Annotated in this window: 20 protein-coding genes; 13 read left to right on the plus strand and 7 right to left on the minus strand. The window is 73.4% G+C overall.

Going from position 1 to position 18939, the window contains the following annotated elements; genetic code table 11:
- Nucleotides 1-96 precede the first annotated feature (96 nt).
- A complete protein-coding gene (locus tag JOM49_RS29350) occupies nucleotides 97-1020 on the minus strand; it encodes a LysR family transcriptional regulator (protein ID WP_209667424.1) in 924 nt (307 codons plus the stop codon).
- A gap of 123 nt (nucleotides 1021-1143) precedes the next feature.
- Between JOM49_RS29350 and JOM49_RS29355 the strand changes: the two genes are divergently transcribed.
- The gene (locus JOM49_RS29355; RefSeq protein ID WP_209667425.1) at nucleotides 1144-1977 is read left to right on the plus strand and encodes an SAM-dependent methyltransferase; all 834 of its coding nucleotides are present in this window, start codon (nucleotides 1144-1146) and stop codon (nucleotides 1975-1977) included.
- Here JOM49_RS29355 and JOM49_RS29360 read toward each other — a convergent pair whose 3' ends face one another.
- Nucleotides 1978-2817, minus strand: a complete 840-nt coding sequence (locus tag JOM49_RS29360; protein ID WP_209667426.1) for a TspO-related membrane protein — start codon at nucleotides 2815-2817, stop codon at nucleotides 1978-1980.
- Nucleotides 2818-2839: 22 nt separating this feature from the next.
- Here JOM49_RS29360 and JOM49_RS29365 point away from each other — a divergent pair, with 22 nt between their 5' ends.
- From JOM49_RS29365 to JOM49_RS29395, 7 genes are all read left to right on the plus strand, one after another.
- Nucleotides 2840-3337 (plus strand): MarR family winged helix-turn-helix transcriptional regulator, encoded by a 498-nt coding sequence (locus tag JOM49_RS29365; protein ID WP_209667427.1) that lies wholly within the window; start codon nucleotides 2840-2842, stop codon nucleotides 3335-3337.
- 35 nt (nucleotides 3338-3372) lie between these two features.
- On the plus strand, nucleotides 3373-4011 hold the full coding sequence (locus JOM49_RS29370) for a CPBP family intramembrane glutamic endopeptidase (RefSeq protein WP_308158916.1): 639 nt from the start codon (nucleotides 3373-3375) through the stop codon (nucleotides 4009-4011).
- Complete coding sequence (locus tag JOM49_RS29375; protein WP_209667428.1) at nucleotides 4008-5357, plus strand: DUF2867 domain-containing protein; 1350 nt, start codon at nucleotides 4008-4010, stop codon at nucleotides 5355-5357. The genes JOM49_RS29370 and JOM49_RS29375 overlap by 4 nt, the downstream gene beginning before the upstream one ends.
- Nucleotides 5358-5438: 81 nt before the next feature.
- Nucleotides 5439-6653, plus strand: coding sequence for an NAD(P)/FAD-dependent oxidoreductase (locus tag JOM49_RS29380; protein WP_209667429.1), 1215 nt, complete (start codon nucleotides 5439-5441; stop codon nucleotides 6651-6653).
- Between the two features lie 213 nt (nucleotides 6654-6866).
- Nucleotides 6867-7607: a hypothetical protein gene (locus tag JOM49_RS29385; protein WP_209667430.1), complete on the plus strand. Its 741-nt coding sequence runs from the start codon at nucleotides 6867-6869 to the stop codon at nucleotides 7605-7607.
- Nucleotides 7607-8026, plus strand: a complete 420-nt coding sequence (locus JOM49_RS29390; protein WP_209667431.1) for a phage holin family protein — start codon at nucleotides 7607-7609, stop codon at nucleotides 8024-8026. The genes JOM49_RS29385 and JOM49_RS29390 overlap by 1 nt, the downstream gene beginning before the upstream one ends.
- Nucleotides 8023-8634: a DUF3618 domain-containing protein gene (locus JOM49_RS29395; RefSeq protein ID WP_209667432.1), complete on the plus strand. Its 612-nt coding sequence runs from the start codon at nucleotides 8023-8025 to the stop codon at nucleotides 8632-8634. The genes JOM49_RS29390 and JOM49_RS29395 overlap by 4 nt, the downstream gene beginning before the upstream one ends.
- Nucleotides 8635-8831: 197 nt before the next feature.
- Here the strand turns inward: JOM49_RS29395 and JOM49_RS29400 are convergent, their stop codons facing one another.
- A complete protein-coding gene (locus JOM49_RS29400; protein WP_209667433.1) occupies nucleotides 8832-9722 on the minus strand; it encodes a MerR family transcriptional regulator in 891 nt (296 codons plus the stop codon).
- 202 nt (nucleotides 9723-9924) lie between these two features.
- Between JOM49_RS29400 and JOM49_RS29405 the strand changes: the two genes are divergently transcribed.
- Genes JOM49_RS29405 through JOM49_RS29420 form a run of 4 tightly spaced genes read left to right on the plus strand, consistent with a single transcriptional unit; the run spans nucleotide 9925 to nucleotide 13491 of the window.
- Nucleotides 9925-10104 (plus strand): hypothetical protein, encoded by a 180-nt coding sequence (locus tag JOM49_RS29405; protein WP_209667434.1) that lies wholly within the window; start codon nucleotides 9925-9927, stop codon nucleotides 10102-10104.
- Nucleotides 10101-10910, plus strand: a complete 810-nt coding sequence (locus JOM49_RS29410) for a carotenoid biosynthesis protein (protein WP_308158917.1) — start codon at nucleotides 10101-10103, stop codon at nucleotides 10908-10910. Before JOM49_RS29405 ends, JOM49_RS29410 begins: the two co-directional genes overlap by 4 nt.
- Nucleotides 10907-12022, plus strand: coding sequence for a glycosyltransferase family 2 protein (locus JOM49_RS29415; protein ID WP_209667435.1), 1116 nt, complete (start codon nucleotides 10907-10909; stop codon nucleotides 12020-12022). Before JOM49_RS29410 ends, JOM49_RS29415 begins: the two co-directional genes overlap by 4 nt.
- Nucleotides 12022-13491, plus strand: coding sequence for a phytoene desaturase family protein (locus JOM49_RS29420; protein ID WP_209667436.1), 1470 nt, complete (start codon nucleotides 12022-12024; stop codon nucleotides 13489-13491). Before JOM49_RS29415 ends, JOM49_RS29420 begins: the two co-directional genes overlap by 1 nt.
- Here the strand turns inward: JOM49_RS29420 and JOM49_RS29425 are convergent.
- The gene (locus JOM49_RS29425) at nucleotides 13453-14154 is read right to left on the minus strand and encodes a CDP-alcohol phosphatidyltransferase family protein (protein ID WP_308158918.1); all 702 of its coding nucleotides are present in this window, start codon (nucleotides 14152-14154) and stop codon (nucleotides 13453-13455) included. The genes JOM49_RS29420 and JOM49_RS29425 overlap by 39 nt on opposite strands.
- 38 nt (nucleotides 14155-14192) lie before the next feature.
- On the opposite strand from JOM49_RS29425, the gene JOM49_RS29430 reads away from it, so the two are divergent.
- Nucleotides 14193-15011, plus strand: a complete 819-nt coding sequence (locus JOM49_RS29430) for a YhjD/YihY/BrkB family envelope integrity protein (protein ID WP_209667437.1) — start codon at nucleotides 14193-14195, stop codon at nucleotides 15009-15011.
- Here JOM49_RS29430 and JOM49_RS29435 read toward each other — a convergent pair.
- From JOM49_RS29435 to crtI, 3 genes are read right to left on the minus strand one after another with little or no spacing between them, the layout of a single operon-like run.
- Nucleotides 14992-16515, minus strand: coding sequence for a hydroxysqualene dehydroxylase (locus JOM49_RS29435; RefSeq protein ID WP_209667438.1), 1524 nt, complete (start codon nucleotides 16513-16515; stop codon nucleotides 14992-14994). The genes JOM49_RS29430 and JOM49_RS29435 overlap by 20 nt on opposite strands.
- Entirely contained in the window at nucleotides 16512-17450 is a 939-nt protein-coding gene (locus tag JOM49_RS29440; RefSeq protein ID WP_209667439.1) for a phytoene/squalene synthase family protein, read from the minus strand. The genes JOM49_RS29435 and JOM49_RS29440 overlap by 4 nt, the downstream gene beginning before the upstream one ends.
- A complete protein-coding gene (gene crtI, locus JOM49_RS29445) occupies nucleotides 17447-18928 on the minus strand; it encodes a phytoene desaturase family protein (RefSeq protein ID WP_209667440.1) in 1482 nt (493 codons plus the stop codon). Before crtI ends, JOM49_RS29440 begins: the two co-directional genes overlap by 4 nt.
- Nucleotides 18929-18939 lie beyond the last annotated feature (11 nt).

Below are 18939 nucleotides of genomic sequence, written 5' to 3' on the forward strand. Positions count from 1 at the left end.
CCTGGGATTCGTGTACCGCGAATGGGATGTCCCGACCATCGCCCGCCCGGCACCGCCCGGTCAAAGCGAAAGTTCCTATCCCGGCATAGCCCGCCGCTATCCCGCGTGCTCCCGCAGGATCCGGTCCAGTGCGCCGCGCACGTCGAGTTCGGCCGCCAGGTCCAGCAGCGCGCCGGCCAGGATCGGCTCGGGATCGTGGTCGGCGGTGACCAGTCCGATCTGCGGTGCGGGCCCGCGGGTCTCCAGCGGGACGACCCGCGTCCCCGCCGGGGTGCCGAACATGTGCAGCCACGCGTGCGCGATCACGGTCGACCACCGGTGGGTGGCGACGTGCGCGTAGAGCGCCGAGACGGTGTCGGTTTCGATGGCGGGCACCGGCACCGCGCCCGCCGCCGCGAACAACCCGTCGAGGATGCGGCGGTTGCGCATCCGCGGGGTGAGCAGGCACAACGGCAGCGACGCGACTTCGGCCCACCCCACCGAATCCCGTCCCGCCGGCACGCCGTCTTCGGGGGTCAGCAACAAATAGCGCTCTTCGTAGAGTGGCCGCACCCGGACGTTCCCGAGTTCGTCGTCGTCCACATAGGTCATCGCGACGTCCAGTTCGAACTCCGCCAGCCGCCGGGTGATCTCCCGCGACGACAACGACTCCAGCGAGATCCGGACCCGCGGGTAGCGCTCGCAGAACGGGGCCGTCAGCAACGACGCAGCTGTCAGCGCCGTCGGGATCGCGCCGATCCGCAGCACGCCCGAGAGGCTCTCGCGCATGATCGACAGATCCTGCCGCAGCGCGTCGCGTTCGGCGAGGATCCGGTGCGCCCACCGCAGCACCCGCTCGCCCTCCGGCGTCAGCCCTTCGAACCGCCTCCCCCGCGAGACGATCGGGACGCCGAGTTCGCGCTCCAGTTTCCGGATCCCGGCGGACAACGACGGCTGCGACACGTGACAAGCCGCGGCCGCACGGGCGAAATGCCGCTCGCGGGCCAACGCGACCAGGTACTCCAGCTGACGCAACAGCACGATGCAGTATCGACGCACCCTCCGCGGCGACACGGGGCGTTCCCGTGTTCCCCGCGCCCGGTAGGGTACGTGAACCGCGCCACACGGCGGCTGGCCCACGATCGAGTTATTGCGAGGTTTTCCATGGCCGACGAACGCGCCGAGCCCGAACTGCCCTCGGCCGGGATCGACACCACCACGCCGAGCGTGGCCAGGGCGTACGACGCGGCGCTGGGCGGCAAGGACAACTACGAGGTCGACCGGCAACTGCTGGCCCAGCTCAACGCGGCCGTGCCCGAGGTCAACGAGATCGCCGTCACCAACCGGAAGTTCCTCATCCGGGCGGTCGAGTTCCTGGCGCGCAAGGCGGGCATCGACCAGTTCCTCGACTGCGGTTCCGGCCTGCCCACCGCGGAAAACACCCACCAGGTCGCGCAGCGCGAAAATCGCGACTCCCGCGTGGTGTACGTGGACAACGACCCCGTCGTACTGGCGCACGGGCGCGCTTTGCTCGAGGACAACGACAGGACCTTCCTCGTCGGCGCGAACATCTTCGACCCGCCCGCGGTGCTGGAGAACGACACGGTGCACCGGCACCTGGACTTCACCCGGCCGCTCGCGCTGCTGCAGGTCGCGACGCTGCACCACCACAACCCGGACGAAGGCCTCCCCCCGGCCGAGATCATGCGGCAGTACATCGACGCGCTGCCATCGGGTTCGTATGTGGTGTTCTCACACTTCTTCGACCCGGAGAACGAGTACAGCCCCATCGCCCACCGGGTCCAGGAAATCCTCAACGCCAGCATCAGCCGCGGTTACTTCCGCACCCGGGCGGAGATCGAGGGCATGCTCACCGGCTTGGAACTGCTGCCGCCCGGACTGGTCGTCAACGACGACTGGTACCCCACCGGCCCGCGCACCACCCCCCGCCCCGACACCGGCAACTGCATCGTCGCGGCGGTCGGCCGCAAGCCCTGATCAGCCGGGCTCGGGCACGCGCTGGGGCCGCCGCCGCCGTCGGATGGGGACGGCCCGGTGCCGCAGGCGGTGGATCACCGCGAGGTAGGCGAGCAGGACCACCGCCAGGCCGAGGGCGGTGTACGCGGTCAGGGGCACCGCGCTCCGCTGTTCGACGGTGATCGCGAGCAGGCCCCAGGCGACCGCGGCGGCGTAGGCGAGCGAGCCCGGCAGCGGGCCGGTCGCGCACGCGCGGACCACGGCCACCGCAACCCCGGTGGCGACCAGCAGCAGCACCACGCCGACCACGCCGGGCCAGCCGCGGGTCCCCGACATCCCGGCCGAGACCAGCGTGTTCGCCAACCCCACGAACGTCGCCGCGGTCAGCCAGCCCGCCAGCAACCCGAACGTCCCGCCGAACAGGACCGTGACCAGGCGGTTGCCGTCGGCGGCGCGCTGGAACCGGACCGTGGCGCGGATCGCGGCCACCGCCCCGATGATGAGCACGAACTGGGCGAGGACGAACTGCCCCTGGGGGAACACCGCCGCCCACACCGCGTCGGCGGTGAACGCGATCGCGATGGACCACCCCGATCTGCGGACCGCGGGGTGCGCGGTCAGCGACGGCACGAACCCGGCGATCGCCACGGCCAGTGACAGGGCGAAGATCGGCCCCCAGATCGCGAAGGCGTACCCGGCGGGGAGGATCGACGAGGCGTTCTCCCTGGCCACGCCACCCACCGAGCGGCCGAGCAACGCCGACGAGGCGACCTGGGCCAGCGCGGCGAGCAGCACCACGCCCTGCCGGATCCGGTCGCCCGCGGTCACCGTCCCCGATAGTTCACTCGGTGAGCTATTCATCAGCCGAGGGTAAGATCGGCGCATGGCTGCCCGCAACTCGACCACCGCCCGGATAGGCGAACTCCTCCGGGACTACGGCCTGCTCGGCCTGAGAATGGGCGAGGCCTTCGCCGAGCGGCTCGGCATGGAACACGTCGATCTGCGGGCACTGACCCTGATCGGCCAAGCCGACCGCGCGGGCACCCCGCAGACGGTCAGCGGCCTGCGGCACCAGCTCGGCCTTTCCGCCGGTGGCACCACCCTGGTGCTCGACCGGCTGGAACGCGCCGGGCACGTCCAGCGCGTCCGCGACGCCCGCGACCGGCGAGCCGTGCGCCTGGTCCTGACCGCCGACGGCCGGAACGCCGGCCGCCAGTACTTCGGTGGTCTCTCCGACCGCCTCCACGACGTGGCCACCGACTTCAGCGAGGACGACCTCGCCACCGTGCGGCGCTTCCTCGAAGCCGTCATCGAACTGACCGGCGAACACCTCACCACCCCGCCGCCGCCTCAGCCTGCGGCCCGGCCACACCGCGATTAGCGTCAGCCTCGACGACGAGGCGAGGTGGTGTGCCGGTGCTGTCCGGAAAGGCGGAGAACGCCTTGCTGGCGAGCGTCACCGCGGTCGGTGGCGCCCTGCTGCGGCGAGCGCTGGCCGGCCAGCCCGCCTCCCCCGCGTTCTACCGCCGCACCACCGCGGTCGCCGCGGTCTGGCTCGGCGGCAGCCTGCTCGGCGCCCGCCCGCGCCTGGAGTACAGCAATCGCGGGGCGCTCAGGTCCGCGGTGGTCGCGTCCGGTGCTTTCGCCGCCTTCGCCACCGGCGCGCTGGTCATCCGGCGGATCCCCGCACTCGATCGCGCGGTGGGTGGCGTGCTCACCTTCGCCACCACCGCGTCGAGCCCGGCGGTCCTCGTGGTCACCCTGGCCAACGGCGCCGCCGAGGAACTCTTCTTCCGCGGCACCTGGTTCGAGCGGTTCCACCCCGCTCAGGCGGTGGCCGGTTCGACGGTGGTCTACGTGGCCACCACCGCGGCCACCGGCAATCCGGCGCTGGTGCTCGCGGCCGTGGTGATGGGGACGCTGTTCGGTGTGCGGCGCCACCGCACCGGCGGGGTGCTCGAACCGCTGCTCACCCACCTGTTCTGGTCGATCCTCATGGTCCAGGTGCTGCCGCACGTCCACGGCGCCCACCGGGATCCGGAGCCGGGCCGATGAGCCGCTGCCTGGTCCTGGGCGCCTCGGGTTGTGTCGGCTCACGGCTGGTGCCCGTGCTGGCCGACGCGGGACACGACGTGCGCGCGCTCGTCCGCACCACGGGGTCGGCGGCCCGGGTCCCCCGGCTGGCGGACATCCGTTTCGGTGACGTCACCGAAGCCTGCCGGGTACGTGCCGCCCTGGACGGCATCGACGTCGTCTACCACCTCGTGCATTCGCTGGGACGCCCCGACTTCGCCGAAGTGGACCGCGAAGCCGCGCGGGTCGTCGCCGCCGAGGCCGACCGCGCGGGCGTGCGCCAGATCGTCTACCTCGGCGGCCCCCGGCCCGATGCCGAATTGTCCGAGCACCTCGCCTCGCGTGCCGAGGTCGGTGACGTGCTGGCCACCGCGCGGACCCCGGCGCTGCTCCTGGAAGCCTCCATGATCATCGGTCGCGGCTCGGCCAGTTTCGAGCTGCTGCGGCAGTTCGCCCACGCCTCGCCCGTGCTGCCGCGCGCGGCGTGGATGAGCCGGACCAGCCGTCCGGTGGGCATCGACGACGTGCTGCACCACCTGGGCACCGCGGCCGCTTTGCCGACCCCGGTGAGCGGCCGGTTCGCCCTTTCCGGTCCGGAACAGCTGAGCTACTTCGAGCTGGTGCAGCGCTGCGCCCGCGTGGCCGGGCTGCCCGTGCGCATCCCGGTCCCGGCGCCGCTGTGGCCCCACCGGCTGGCCGCCCGTGCCGCCGCCCTGGCCACCACGGTGCCCGCCGAGGCCGCCGCGCAGTTGTTCGAATCGCTCGACCACGACCTCGTCGACACGGCACCGGACCGGCTGCCCGCGCCCCCTGGCGGCCCGACGAGCGTGGACAACGCGTTGCGCGCGGCCATGGCACCCGCCGCCTCGGCGTCGGCGGCCGAGCCCTACCTCGACGAGCGGGTGTGCGCGACCAGGGCGGGTGCCGCGCAGCTGTGGCGGACCATCACCTCCGTCGGCGGCAGTCGCGGCTGGTTCACCATCCCGTTCCTGTGGGAGGCGCGTGGCCTGCTCGACCACCTCGCGGGCGGCGCGGGCCTGTACCGCGGGCGGCAGGCCGAACTCGCCTGCGGCGACGTGGTCGACTTCTGGACCGTCGAACACCGCGACGACGCCCGTCGTCGGCTGGTGCTGCGTGCCGACATGAAGATGCCGGGCAGCACCCTGCTGGAGATGAGCGCGGAAACGGCGGGCGCCTACCGCCAGAAGATCAGCTTCGTTCCCCGTGGACCGGCCGGGCACGCCTACTGGCGGCTGCAGAAACCCGCGCACGACCTCGTTTTCGGCCTCATGGCCCGCAACCTGGTCCACGCCGCCGAACGCGGCTGAGCCGAATTCGCCGCACTGCGCCGCCGGACCGGGACGCCTACGCTGCTGCTACGGCAGTGATCGATCGGCAGAGGGGCGCCCGTGGCTCAGGACGTGGTGGTGATCGGTGCCGGACTGGCCGGGCTCGCGGCGGCCGGGGAGTTGATCCGGCGCGGGGTGAGCACGACCGTGCTCGAGGCCTCCGACGAGGTGGGCGGCCGGGTGCGCACCGATCTGGTCGACGGGTTCCGGCTCGACCGCGGCTTCCAGGTGCTGCTGCCTGCCTATCCCGCAGTCCGGTCCACAATGGACCTCGACGCGCTGCGGCTCCGCTCCTTCACCCGCGGTGCGCTGACGGCCGGGGGCGAGCTGCTGGCGCCGCCGTGGCAGCCGAAGGCACTCGCCGGACTCGCGCGCTTCGCGGCCAAGGCGCCGCTGAGCGGTGTCGGCACGCTGGCCCTGTCCGCCCGGGATCTGCTGCTGCCGAGCAGCCGGCTGCGGCGGCCGCTGAACCGGACGATCGCCGCCGAACTGAGCCGGTCCCGCGTCTCGGGCGCACTCGTCGAGCAGGTGCTCCGGCCGTTCCTCGCCGGGGTGTTCCTCGATCGCGACCTGAGCACCGACGCCAGGGTGTTCCACCTGATCTGGCGCTGCTTCCTACTCGGCGGCGGCGCGGTGCCCGAACTGGGGATGCGTGAGCTGCCGCGGCAACTCGCGGCCGGGCTGCCCGCCGGGACCGTCCACTTCGGACGCGCGGTGACGCACGCCGGACCGAACCTGGTGCGGCTCGCCGACGGTGAACAGCTCCGGGCGCGGGCGGTGGTCGTGGCCACCGACGGCACCACCGCGGCACAGCTGCTGCCCGGCGTCACCGCACCCGACTGGCACGCGGTGACCACCTTCTACTTCACCACCGGCGAACCGCCCCTGCGCGCGCCCACCCTGGTGCTCGACGGCGCCTCCGGGTTGCTGCTGAACACCGCCGTGATGAGCGAGGTCTCCCCCGCCTACGCCCCCGATGGCCGGGCGCTGATCGCGGCTTCCGTGCCGGAACGCCTCGACGTCACCGAGGACGAAGTGCGCGAGCAGCTCGCCAAGCTGTACGGAACGTCCACAACGGACTGGTCGCCGCTGGCCACCTACCGGATCGAGCGGGCGCTGCCGGTGATGGCGGCCGGGCACCCGCTGACCCGGGCGGTGCGGCTCGACGCCGGGCTCTACGTCTGCGGCGACCACCGCGACACCAGTTCCCTGCAGGGCGCCCTCGTCTCCGGGCGACGCGCCGCCAAGGCCGTGCTGGCGGACCTCGGCTGCTGAGTGCGCCTGGGTGACTACCTCGCGTCCGCACCGGGTGCCCGCGCCGCCGCGCTCGACGTCCTGCGCTCGGCGTCCACTGTAGATCAACACGACACCGGGATCGGGTGATCCTTTCACCGGAACCGGGGATTGCGCCGATTCCGCGACCCCTGTTTGTCCCCCCTTCGCGGGGGTAGCCGCGCGGGGACAGCAACCGTGACTGAGGAGGTCCCCATGACACAGGGAGTCGGTGGCCAGTCCCCACCGCAGCACCGGAGCAAGCCCGCGGTCGCGAAGGAAGAAGCCGCGGAACTCGGTTCGACCGCCGCCGAACGTGGTGGTGAAGTCGCCCATACGGCCGCCGAGGAAGCCAAGCACGTCGCCGCGCACGCGCAGCGCGAAGGGCAGGACCTGCTGCGAGAAAGCCGGGAACACCTGGTGGCGCAGGCCAGAGAAGGTCAGCAGAAGGCGGCACGCGGGTTGCACGATCTGGCCGACCAGCTCGGCCGGATGTCGGAGAAGGCGGAGGTGTCCGGCACCGCGTCCGACGTCACCCGCCAGGTCGCCGAGCGAGCCCATTCGGTGGCGGGCTGGCTGGAATCCCGTGAGCCGGGGGATCTGCTCGGCGAGGTCCGCGACTTCGCCCGGCGCAAGCCCGGGGTGTTCCTCGCCGGTGCGGTGGTCGCCGGTGCGGTGGTCGGCAGGCTGACCCGCGGCGTGGTGGCGGGCAAGCAGGAGCAGACGGCCGACTCCGGTGGTGCGCCGGCACCTTCCGCGCCCCCGCAGCCTTCGGCTCCGCCGGTCGCGGCGACTCCCCCGCCCGTGGCGCCGACGACCACGGGCACCGTGCCGCCGCCCGCTACCCCGGCGCCGCCCGCTTCTCCTGTCGCCCCAACGGGTCCCGGCGGCTTCACCACCCCGCAACCCGCCGAGCCGGCGGACCCGCGGTTCCCCGCACCGGGCCAGGTGCCGTGATGACGGGGGCGACCGGAACCCCGCCGCCGAAGCCCGACGTGTCCGACGTGTCCGTCGGCGAGCTGATGTCCAACGTCATGCGTGATCTTTCCACGCTGGTGCGCCAGGAAGTCACGCTGGCGAAGGCGGAGCTGAAGACCGAAGCGGCCAAGGCCGGCAAGGGCGCCGGCCTGCTCAGCGGCGCCGGGCTCGCGGGCTACATGGTGCTGCTCTTCCTGTCGCTGGCGTTGTGGTGGGCGCTGGCCAACGTGATGGACCAGGGCTGGGCGGCCCTGATCGTGGCGGGCCTGTGGGCCGTGGCCGGCGGCGTGCTGCTGGCCACCGGCCGCCGGGAACTCCGCCGAGTGAAGCCGAAGCCGGAGCAGACCGTGGAAACCCTCCAGCAGGTCCCCGGCGCGTTGAAGGGTGAGCGAGCATGACCGAGCCGGATCGAATCCGCCACGCCATCGAGAACACACAGCAGAACCTGACCAGGGACGTGGACGCGCTCACCGAGAAGGTGACGCCCGGCCGGATCGTCGAACGGCGGGTAGGGCGGCTGCGTGACGCGGTCACCGCGACGAAGGACAAGGTGATGGGCACAGCGGAGAGCGGGACCAGGACCGTGGGCGACAAGCTGGAGAGCGCCGGGGACAAGACCGGGGCGGTGGCCTCGTCCGCGGTGTCGGCGGTGAGCCAGGCACCGGAGGCCGTGCGGCGGGAGACCCAGGGCAATCCGCTCGCCGCCGGGCTGATCGCGTTCGGCGCCGGGTGGCTGGTCGCTTCCCTGCTGCCCGCGTCGAAACGGGAGAAGGAAGCCGCCGGGCAGGCGGTGGACTTCGCCCGTGAGCACGTGCAGCCGGTCGCGCAGCAGGTGGCCGAGCAGGCCAAGGACCGGCTGGGCGAACCCGCGAAGCAGGCCGCCGAATCGGTGAAGGCCGCGGCGAGCGAGGCCGCGTCGAACGTCTCCGGCGAGGCCCGTTCGGCCGCCGAGGACGTCACCGGCCGGGCGCAGGAGGCGAAGGACAAGGTGCAGCCGCAAAGCTGACCGGACCGACCGCCGACCCCGCGCCGTGAATGTGGCTTTCACGGCACATTCCGCCGTGAAGGCCACATTCACGGCGAGGTCCGGAGCCTCGAACGCAGCACTCGGCTACACGAACGTGGGGTTCGGCTGCACGAACGTGGGGTTCGCCGGGAGAGGCTGGGCGGCGAACCCCACGTCGGGCGCGGAGCCCGTGCCGGTCAGTGCCGGACGGTTTGGGTGAGGCTGGTGAGCGCGCCGGGGAGGTCGTTGATCCGGAGCACGCGCTGCCCGCGGAACTGCTCCCACCCCGGCCCGGCCAGGCACAGGCGTCCGCCCGCGCGCCGGACTCGCCGCAGGAGGCCGAGATCGGCGGTGCTCGGCGTCATCGACCACAGCACGACGAGCTCCGGGGCGAGCTGCCTGGTCAGGTCCACGACCGTGTCCGGCGGCACCATCGGCCCCAGGAACACCGCGGGCACCTTGCGCTCGGCCAGCGCCGCGCGGAGCACTTCGAGCGGCAGGGTGTGCCGTTCGGTGGGACAGCAGGCGAGCAGCAGCGGCTGCCCGCCGGGCTCGTTGCCGAAGGGCCGGGTGTGGCGTTCCAGCGCCGCCGAGATTTCACCCGCCAGTGCCCACTCCGCGGCGAAGCACGGTTCGCCCGCGGTCCAGTCGCGTTCGAGGCGATGCAGAAGCGGTACCAGGATCTTCAGCCAGGTCTCGACCGGGCCGGTGGCGGCGAGCGCGTCGTCGAGCAGGGCGGCCATGGTCGCGTACCGCAGCCCGCTCGCGGCCGCGTGCAGCGCCTCGATGGTGGCTCCGGCGTGCTGGGCCTCGTGCCGGCCCGTCCGCCCGGACAGCACCAGGTCCGCGGCTTCCTTGGTCTTGACCCCGCGGTCCATCAGACTCTGCATGCGCTGCAGTTTGGCCACGTCAGCGGCCGAGTAGCGGCGCTGGCGGCCGGACTCGCGCACGGACGGCCCGATGCCGTAGCGGGCGTCCCAGCTCCGCAGGGTCACCGGGGACACCCCCAGCAACTCCGCGACCCGGCCGGAGGTCCACACACTGCGGGCCAGGTCGTCGACCTGGTTCGGCGCGGGCTGGGGTCCCATGACCGGCAATCATCGCACAACTCGGCCCGGCCGCAGGAAATGCGGGCTACCGGGTGATGTCGTAGGCTCCGCCTATGCATCGGTTGTGCAGCGTTTGACCCGGTGCACGCCGAATTCCGGGGTTGGCCCGCCGCTCAGCGGGTACCACCCGCTCGGATTCGGCGAAAAAGACAAAGTGGGCAGGGTGGACAGGAGGTGCGGCATGCTTACCGGCGGACGAGAGGTCACCGAACCGGCGACCGGACGAGTACGAGGGGCCGAGCCGGTCGAGGCCGGGCGCGCCGCGCCGGACCGGCGGGAAGCGATCCAGCACCGGCGCGGACGGCGGATGCTGGGCGAGGACCTGTTGCGGGCGATCGCCTCGGGGCACCGCAGGCGGTGATCCCTTCGGCCGTGGCGGTCCGGGCGCGCGCGGACGTCGCCGGGATGACCGCGTCCGCCTGGCTCTCGTGGTCGGCCGGTGCGGTGGTGGTGCTGGCGCAGATCCTCTACTCGATGTCCGAGCCCGGCCAGCGGTTCGCCACCACGGCGATCTCCGTCGTGGCCTTCGCGGTGTCGTCGGTCTTCGACGCGGTGAGCCGGTTCGGCGCGCGGGCCGCGGTGGTGCTGGTGACGGTCGCCGGGGGTGGCGGGCTGACCGCCGAAGCGCTGGGCGTGCACACCGGCTTCCCGTTCGGTGACTACACCTACACCGGCACCCTGGGCGTGGCGGTGTTCGCGGTCCCGGTCCTGGTGCCGCTGGCGTGGATCATGATGGCGTGGCCGGCGTTCCTGGTCGGCCGCTCGCTGGGGGCCGGCTGGTGGGCGGTGCCGGTCGGTGGCTGGGCGCTGGCGTCGTGGGACGTGTTCCTCGATCCGCAGATGGTCGACGAGGGCCATTGGCGGTGGCTGGACGTCACGGCGACCCTGCCCGGTGTCCACGGCATCCCGCTGTCCAACTTCGCGGGCTGGCTGCTGGTGGCCACCGTGCTCGTGCTCCTGCTGCACCGACTCCTGCCGGACGGCCGGGTCTCGCCTCCGAGACTGCGCGGTGGCGCGGCGCCGGTGCTGTACCTGTGGACCTACTTCTCCTCGGTGTGGGCGCACGCCGCGTTCTTCGGCCGTCCCTGGGTTTCGCTGGTCGGCGGGCTGGTGATGGGTGCCGTGGCGCTGCCGTTCGCCCGGACGCTCCGGCGTGGCCGCCGATGAGGCTGTCCACGCTGGTGGTGCGCGCGGCGGCGGCCACGGCCGTCCTCGCCACGGCCCACACGGTCGTCAACACGCGGCTGGTGCGGGTCCCCGGCGAGCACCCGGAGCCGTGTAGCGAGCCGGTCTCGGTGCTCCTGCCCGTCCGCGATGAAGCGAGCCGGGTCGCGGGCGCGGTGCGTTCGTTGCTGGCCCAGCGCGGGGTGCCCGACCTGGAGATCCTGGTGCTCGACGACGGCTCCACCGATGGCACCGCCGACGTGGCCCACGCTGCGGCGGGCGGCGACCGGCGGGTCCGCGTGCTGACCGGGGCACCGCTGCCGGAGGGCTGGCTGGGCAAGCCGCACGCCTGCGCCCAGCTCGCCGAGGCCGCCCGCGGCCGGATCCTCGTCTTCGTCGACGCGGACGTGGAACTCGCCCCGCACGCCGTCGCGTCGGCGGTCGAGCTGCTGTCCCGGCAGGGACTGGACGCGGTGAGCCCGTTCCCCCGGCAGGCCGCCGACGACCTGGCGACCCGGTTGCTGCAGCCGCTGCTGCAGTGGTCCTGGCTGACGTTCCTGCCGTTGCGCTGGGCCGAGCGGTCGCCCCGGCCGTCGCTGACCGCGGCCAACGGCCAGTTCTTCGTGCTCACCGCGGCGATGCTGCGCCGGTGCGGCGGCTTCGAAGGCGTGGCCACCGCGGTATTGGACGACATCGCGTTGATGCGGGCGGTCAAGGCGGCCGGCGGCCGGGGCGTCGTGGCCGACGGCAGTGCGCTGGCCACCTGCCGCATGTACGAAGGCTGGGACGAACTCCGCCGGGGCTACGAGAAGTCGCTGTGGTCGGCCACCGCGAGCCCGGTCAAAGCCGGGGCGCTGGCGGCCGCGCTGGCGTGGCTGTACGTCGTCCCGGCGATCGCCGCCTGCACCGGCTCGCGAGCCGGTCTGGCCGGGTACGCCGCGGCCGTGGCGGGCCGGGTGCTCACCGCGGCCCGCACCCGTGGCCGAGCGTGGCCGGACGCGCTGGCCCACCCGGTTTCGGTGTCCACGCTGATCCTCCTGTTAGGACGGTCGTGGCTCGCGCGCCGCCGCGGGCAGTTGGTATGGAAGGGCCGGCCGCTGCGGGGTGTGCGCTGATGGCACGCGTGGTGGTGATCGGCGCGGGCATGGGCGGGCTGGCCGCGGCCGCGCGACTGGCCGCCGCCGGACACCGGGTGACCGTCGCGGAAGCCGCGTCGACCTACGGCGGCAAGCTCGGGACCACGCGGCTGGGGCCGTTCACCTTCGACACCGGGCCTTCGCTGCTGACCCTGCCGCAGGTGTACCGCGACCTGTTCGCCGACACCGGCGCGCCGCTCGACGAGCTGCTCGAGATCGTCCCCGCGGAACCGGCCTGCCACTACCGGTTCGCCGACGGCACCACCTTCGACATGCCGCACGCCATGGCCGAGGTGGGCCCGGAGATGAGCCGGGTGTTCGGGCCCGCCGCCGCGAGGCAGTGGACGAACCTGATGACCGACGCGGCGCGGACGTGGGCACTCGTAGAGGACCCCGTGCTGCGGCGGCCCCTGCGCCTGCCCGAACTGCTGCGCCACAGCGCGCATCCCCGCCACCTGCACCGGATCGCGCCCTGGCGCACGCTGCGGGGGCTGGGCCGCAAGTGGCTGACCGACCCCCGGCTGCGGATGCTGCTGGACCGCTACGCGACCTACAGCGGCTCCGATCCCCGGCGGCTGCCCGCGGTGATGTCCGTCGTGCCGTACATCGAACAGCGCTTCGGCGGCTGGTACGTGCGCGGCGGCCTGCGCCGCCTCGCGGACGCCCTCCACACGCGGTGCACCGAACTCGGCGTCGACTTCCGCTTCGACACCCCGGTCAGCGCGGTGCGGACCACGGGCGGCGGGGTGCGGGGCGTGGCCGTCTCCGATGGCGGCCTGCTGGACGCGGACATCGTGGTCTCCAACGCCGACGCCACCCATCTCTACGAAGACCTGCTGCAGGATCGCCGCGCCCGCGGTCCGCGCCGGGCACTGGGCGCCGCCACGCCGTCGCTGTCCGGTTTCGTGCTGCTGCTGGGACTTCGAGGCCGCACCCCGGAGCCCCGGCACCACCGGGTGCTGTTCCCCGCCGACTACGACGCCGAATTCGACGACATCTTCGGCGACCGGCCGCGCCCGGTCGCCGATCCGGCCGTCTACGTCTGCTCCCCCACCGACCCGGCCACCGCACCCGAGGGGCACGAGGCGTGGTTCGTCCTGGTCAACGCGCCGCGGCAGGGACCGGTGGACTGGACCCGGGCCGGTGTCGCCGACGACTACGCCGACCACGTGCTGGCCGTCCTGGCCCGACGCGGCCTCGACGTGCGCGATCGGATCGTCCACCGGGCGGTGCGCACGCCCGCCGACTGGCAGCACGACACCGGCGCCGCGGGCGGTTCGCTCTACGGCACATCGTCCAACGGCACCAGGGCGGCGTTCCTTCGCCCGGCGAACCGGAGCCCGCTGCCCGGGCTGTACCTGGTCGGCGGCTCCGCTCACCCCGGCGGCGGGCTGCCGCTGGTGGCCCTGTCAGCGAAGATCGTCGCCGGGCTCGTCGGCCATGCCTGAGCCCGGCCGGCTCCGCCCCGCCAGCGCCCGCCGGATCCCGGCCACCAGCTGCGCCCCGCCGACGAGCGCGCAGAGCGACCAGAGCGCCAGGCACACCGTCGCCCACGGCCACCGCGTCCACGGGGTGGCCGTGGGGAACACGGCCGCGCCGAGGCAGGCCACGGCGACGATGACCACCCGGGTCGGCCGTTCCGCCACGGTGATCGCCCCCGCCGAGGACATGCCCACGCCCTGCGCCCGGGCCCTGGCGTACTCGTGCAGGAACATCGCGACGACGATCGCCGCCGCCCAGCGGAAATCCCCGCCGAGCGCGACGAGCACGGCGGCCAGGCCGACGTCGGAGAGCCGGTCGGCCACCGCGTCGACCACCGCGCCCAGCGGCCGGGCCCGCCCGGCACGCAAGGCGACCGCGCCGTCGACCCCGTCGAGCACTCCCCCGAGCACGACGAGCACCAGCGCCACCCACGGCCACCGCGAGGCGGTCACGACCGCACCCGCGGTGCTCAGCACCCCGGCCGCGGACAACACGTCCGGCGGCACCCGCGCCACCGGCCGCGCCAGCAGGTGCACCAGCCGGATCCAGCCCACCGCGACCCGATTCCCGGAGACGTCCTCACCATGCAGCCGAGACCAGCCCCGCACCGAGTCCTCGTCGGCGCTCACGTGACACCACCTCCGATCCCGGCGGGTACCCGGTGCGCGTGATCGTCCTCGCCCGGGCCTCTGTGCGCCACGCGATCTCCGCGTTGCGGGGTCGCGACGTCGCGCTGTGGGCCGCCGGGCTCACCTTCTTCGCCGTGCTGGGCCTGGTGCCCGGGCTCCTGCTCGCCCTGCGCGGAGCCGCCGAACTGGTCGGCTCCGACGTGGTCCTCGAAGGGACCGCGGCGCTGGCGGCGGCCCTGCCTTCCGAACACCGCGCGGGCACGGCGGTCACCACGCTCACGGACGCGGCGCTCGGCGCGTCGTGGCCCGTGCTGCTCGCCATGCTGTTCCCAGCGAGTTTCTACGGCGAGGGACTGCGGCGCAGCCTGACCCAGGCGGCCGACCGGCGGCCCGGCAGGTTCCTGGGCTGGAAAGGCAGGCTCGGGTTCCTGCCGGTGATCGTCGCGGGCCCGGTGCTGGTCGCCGCGGCGCTGGCGCTCGCCCCGCTCATCGCGCGCCGGTACGTCGAAGGCGGCTGGAACACGGTCGCCGGGGTCGCGATCTCCTTCCACGTGCTGTGGATCGCGGTCTCCGTCGCGGTGGCGCTGGTGTACAGCACGACCGCGTCCACCGTGATCCCCCACCGGTGGGCGGTGGCAGGCGGGCTGGCCATCGGCACCGTGCTCAGCGGCTTCCTGCACGGGTTCCTGTTGTTCCTGGCCATCCCCATCGACTGGAGCCTGCCGTTCGCCGGGCTGGCGGCCGTCGGCACCACCGTGGCGCTGGCGCTGTGGCTCTACCTGCTCCACCTGATCCTGATCGTCGGCTACCGCGTCCTGCTCAGCGTGCACCGGGTCGTCACCGGCGGGCCGGAGTAGCCCGCCGGGCCGCCACCGCCCGCAGGAACCCGAGGCGGCCCTGGTTGGGCACCGACCAGATCGGCTCGCCGCGCAGTCCCCACCCGGCGAGCAGGCGGTTCGCCGCCTGCCAACCGGTGGTGGCGGCACGTTCCATCAACGCCACCGGGAGGTCCACGCGGATCCCGTCCCCGGCCAGCACCAGGCCCGGCACCGGCGTCTCGACCGTGGGGCGCCGGGCGAAGTCACCGAGGCCGAACAGCGGGCAGTCCTGACGCCACTGCTCCAACTCTCCCACGATCCGCGCGTCCCGGGTCTCCGGGTAGATCTCGTGCAGCCGGGCCAGGAGCCTTCGGGGAAGGTCGTCCTTCCGCTCGTGGACGGCGTAGGCATGCAGCTCCACCACCGAGCCGCCGGTGTCCCTGGCCCAGCCCGCGGCCTGCGCCTCGAACCGGTCGAGCAGGCTGATGTTGTCCAGTGGCGGCAGGCTGCCGGTACCCAGGAACGATGGACGATCAGTCCGCAGTGGACGGTCGAGCCACAGGCGGCGGACGTAGAACGCGGGCGCGGTCCGCAGCCCGTCGACCCGCTCACGCCACCCGGGCGTCCCCAGGTCCGGGGACGCGCCGACCACCTTCCGCAGCCCGGATACGTCCAACGCGAGGACGACGCCGTCCACCAGCGAATCACCGACCCGGAAGCCGCCACGGACTTCGGGGTGCACCGCGTCCACCGGGGCACCGAGGTGGATCCGCACGCCCAGGCCCTCAAGGTGTTCGGCCAGCGGGTTCCACAGGCTCGCCGGATAGGTGTCCTCCGGGACGTCGAAGATCAAGCCTTCCGAGGACCCGAGGAAGTACATGTGGAACATCGTCACCAGCTCGGCCGCGGAAAGCTCGGCGGGCGAGGCGAAGAAGCTGCGGGAGAACACCTCGAACGCCAGGTGCCGGGCGCTGGCCGGGAAGTTGAGCTGGTCGAGGAAAGTCGCCGCGTCGAGGTCGTCGAGCTGGTGGTAGGTCTCGGGCACGGACACCGTCGCCAGCGACAACGCCCGGACCGGGTCCACCCGCACCAGGTCACGCAGCCGGAACGTGGGGCTGCGCAGCGCGAACACCAGCGCGTTCCACGGCGGGGTGCTGGGCAGGCCGCGGAAGGTGTCGATCCGGCCTTCGGCGTCGAGCAGCGGGTAGTCGGCCACCGGTTTCAGGCGCCGCAGCCGGGGATCCGTGCGCCGCAGCAGCGCCCGCAGGTTGTAGTACTGGCGGAAGAAGGCGTGGAACCCGCGGCTCATCGTCACCGAGGTGCCGTCGCCGAGCGCGGTGTCCCAGCCGCCCGCCCGGCCGCCGAGGTAGGACTCGCGTTCGTACAGCTCGACCTCGACCCCGCGCTCGGCCAGCCCGGTCGCCGCGGTGAGACCGGCGATCCCGCCGCCCACCACCGCCACGCGGGGGCGCCGCTGCAGTTCGCCGGCGTGCGCGAACCCGGGCACGGGTGGGTGGAGCACCCGGCGGCGATCTTCGCTCATGCGCCGCGCCCCAGGCGGGCGACCGTCACGCGCGCGGCCGCGACCCCGGCGACGACCACCCGGCGGCGCAGGGAAACCGTGGCCCGCCGGGCGAAGACGTTGTACTCCGCGGCTTCGATCCGGTCGAGGATCCGGGAGTACAGGTCGAAGGCGGTGCGCACGCACGGCCGTGACGCCGGGTGGAGCATCGCGATACCGGGACGCGCACGGCGGTAGACAGCGCGCGTGGTGGCGATCTGGTCCGCCAGCGCCCGCCGCACCGGCTGATCGACCCGCCGGTGCGCCCGGCACCAGCGCAACCGCTCCCGATCCACGCCGAAGGTGGCGAGTTCGTCGGCGGGCAGGTAGACGCGGCCGCGATCCAGGTCTTCGCCGATGTCCCGCAGGAAGTTGGTGAGCTGGAACGCCTCGCCCAGTGCGGCGGCGGGCTCCGACGCTTCCGCGCGGCTGGTGACCGTGCCCAGCACCGGGAGCATCTGCAAGCCGATCACCTCCGCGGAGCCGTGCACGTACTCGGCCAGTTCGGCTCGCGTGGCGTACCCCGTGGTGTCCAGGTCCATGCGCATCGAGCGGAGGAAGGCGTCGAACAGCGCCCGGTCGAGGGTGAGGCGGTGCGCGGTGTCGGCCACCGCCACCAGTGCGGGCTCGTCGACCGGCGCGCCACCCAGCGCCGCACCGAGGTCCTTGTCCACCCGGTCGAGGCGCTCCTGCAGTTCCGCGGTGCTCGTGCCGGGTTCGGGTTCGTCGACCAGGTCGTCGACCCAGCGCGCGAAGCCGTACAACGCGTGCACGGCGGGACGGCGGCCCGGGCTCAGCAGGCGGGTGGCGAGGAAGTAGGTCCGGCCGTGCTGGGCGTTGAGTTCGCGGCAGCGGGCATAGGCCGCGCGGAGCTCGGGACCGGTGATGCCCGCGGCGTCGAGTTCGGCGCGGGTCATCGGCCCGCTCCGGTGATCCGGTCGGCGGCCAGGCGGCCGGACAGCAGCACGGTCGGCACGCCGACGCCGGGCACGGTGCCCGCCCCGGCGAGCACCGCGTTCTCCACCCCGCGCACCAGGTTCGCCGGCCGGAAGGGCCCGGTCTGGGCGAAGGTGTGCGCGTAGCTGAACGGGGTGCCCGCGACCATGCCGCGCGCCGCCCAGTCGTCGGGGGTGAGCAGGAAGGTCCGGTCGATCTCGGCGGTGAAGCCGGGCATCATCCGCCGTTGCACGTGCCGGGCGAGTTCGTCGGCGTACCGCGGGCCGAGCGCTCCCCAGCGCTGGCGGCCGCGGTCGAGGTTGGGCACCGGCGCCAGGATCGAGTACAGGTCGTGCCCGGCGGGCGCGAGCGCGGGATCGGTGGCGGTGGGGCGGGTGATCAGCAGTGACGGGTCGCTCATCAGCGTGCCCCGGCCGATGATCTCGTCGAAGGTGCGGTGCCAGGCCTCGCCGAAGAGGATGCTGTGGTGCGCCACGTCGGTCCGCGCGCGCACGGTCCCGGCGTGCAGCACCACCGCGGACGGCGCGGGGCGCAGGGGCACCAGACGGCGAGGTGTGCGGCCGAGCAGGCGGTAGGTTTGCTCGAGTTCGGTGGTGAGCACGACCGCGTCACACGGCAGCCGCCGCCCGGCCGCGGTCCGGACCGCTTGCACGCGCCCGCCGGTCATCTCCAGCGAGGCCGCCGAGTCCCCGTGGTCGAAGGTGGCGCCCGCCTTGGCCACGGCCGCGGCGAGCGCGGTCGGCACCGCGCCCATCCCGCCGCGGGGGAAGAACACCCCGCCGACGGTGTCCATGTAGGAAATCACCGCGTACAGCGCCAGCGCGCGACGCGGGGACTGCCCGGCGTACAGCGACTGGAAGCTGAACACCCGCTTCAGGCGTGAGTCGCTGAGGAAGCGCCCGATCGCGCCGTCGAGGCTGCGGAAGCCGCCCATGGCGACCAGTTTGGCCAGTTGCGGGGTGAGCAGGGACAGCGGCGAGTCGAAGTTCGACGCGATGAACCGGTCGAACTCCACTGTGTACAGCTCGCTCAGCCAGTTCCGGAGCCGGAGGTAGCCCTCGGCCTCGGCCGGACCGGCGAACGCGCGCACCGCCTCGGCCATCGCCTCGGCGCCGGTGTGCACGTCCAGGTGCGAGCCGTCCGCGAAGAGGGCGCGGTAGGCCGGGTCCAGCCGGGTCAGCTCGAGCCAGTCCCCCAGTTCCTCACCGAGCGCGGCGAAGGTGTCGCCCAGGATGCCGGGCATGGTCAGCACGGTGGGGCCGGTGTCGATCGAGTACCCGTCCAGCTGGTGCCCGCTCGCCCGCCCACCGGGACCTTCGCGGTCGTCCAGCACGGTGACCGACCGGCCGCGTCCGGTCAGGTGCGCCGCCGCCGCCAGCCCGGCCAGCCCGGCGCCGACCACCACCACCCGCTCGGCGGGGCCCGAGATCCGTTTCACCCATGCTCTCC

Origin of the sequence: Amycolatopsis magusensis, assembly GCF_017875555.1 — a bacterium.
GTDB classification, from domain to species: domain Bacteria; phylum Actinomycetota; class Actinomycetes; order Mycobacteriales; family Pseudonocardiaceae; genus Amycolatopsis; species Amycolatopsis magusensis.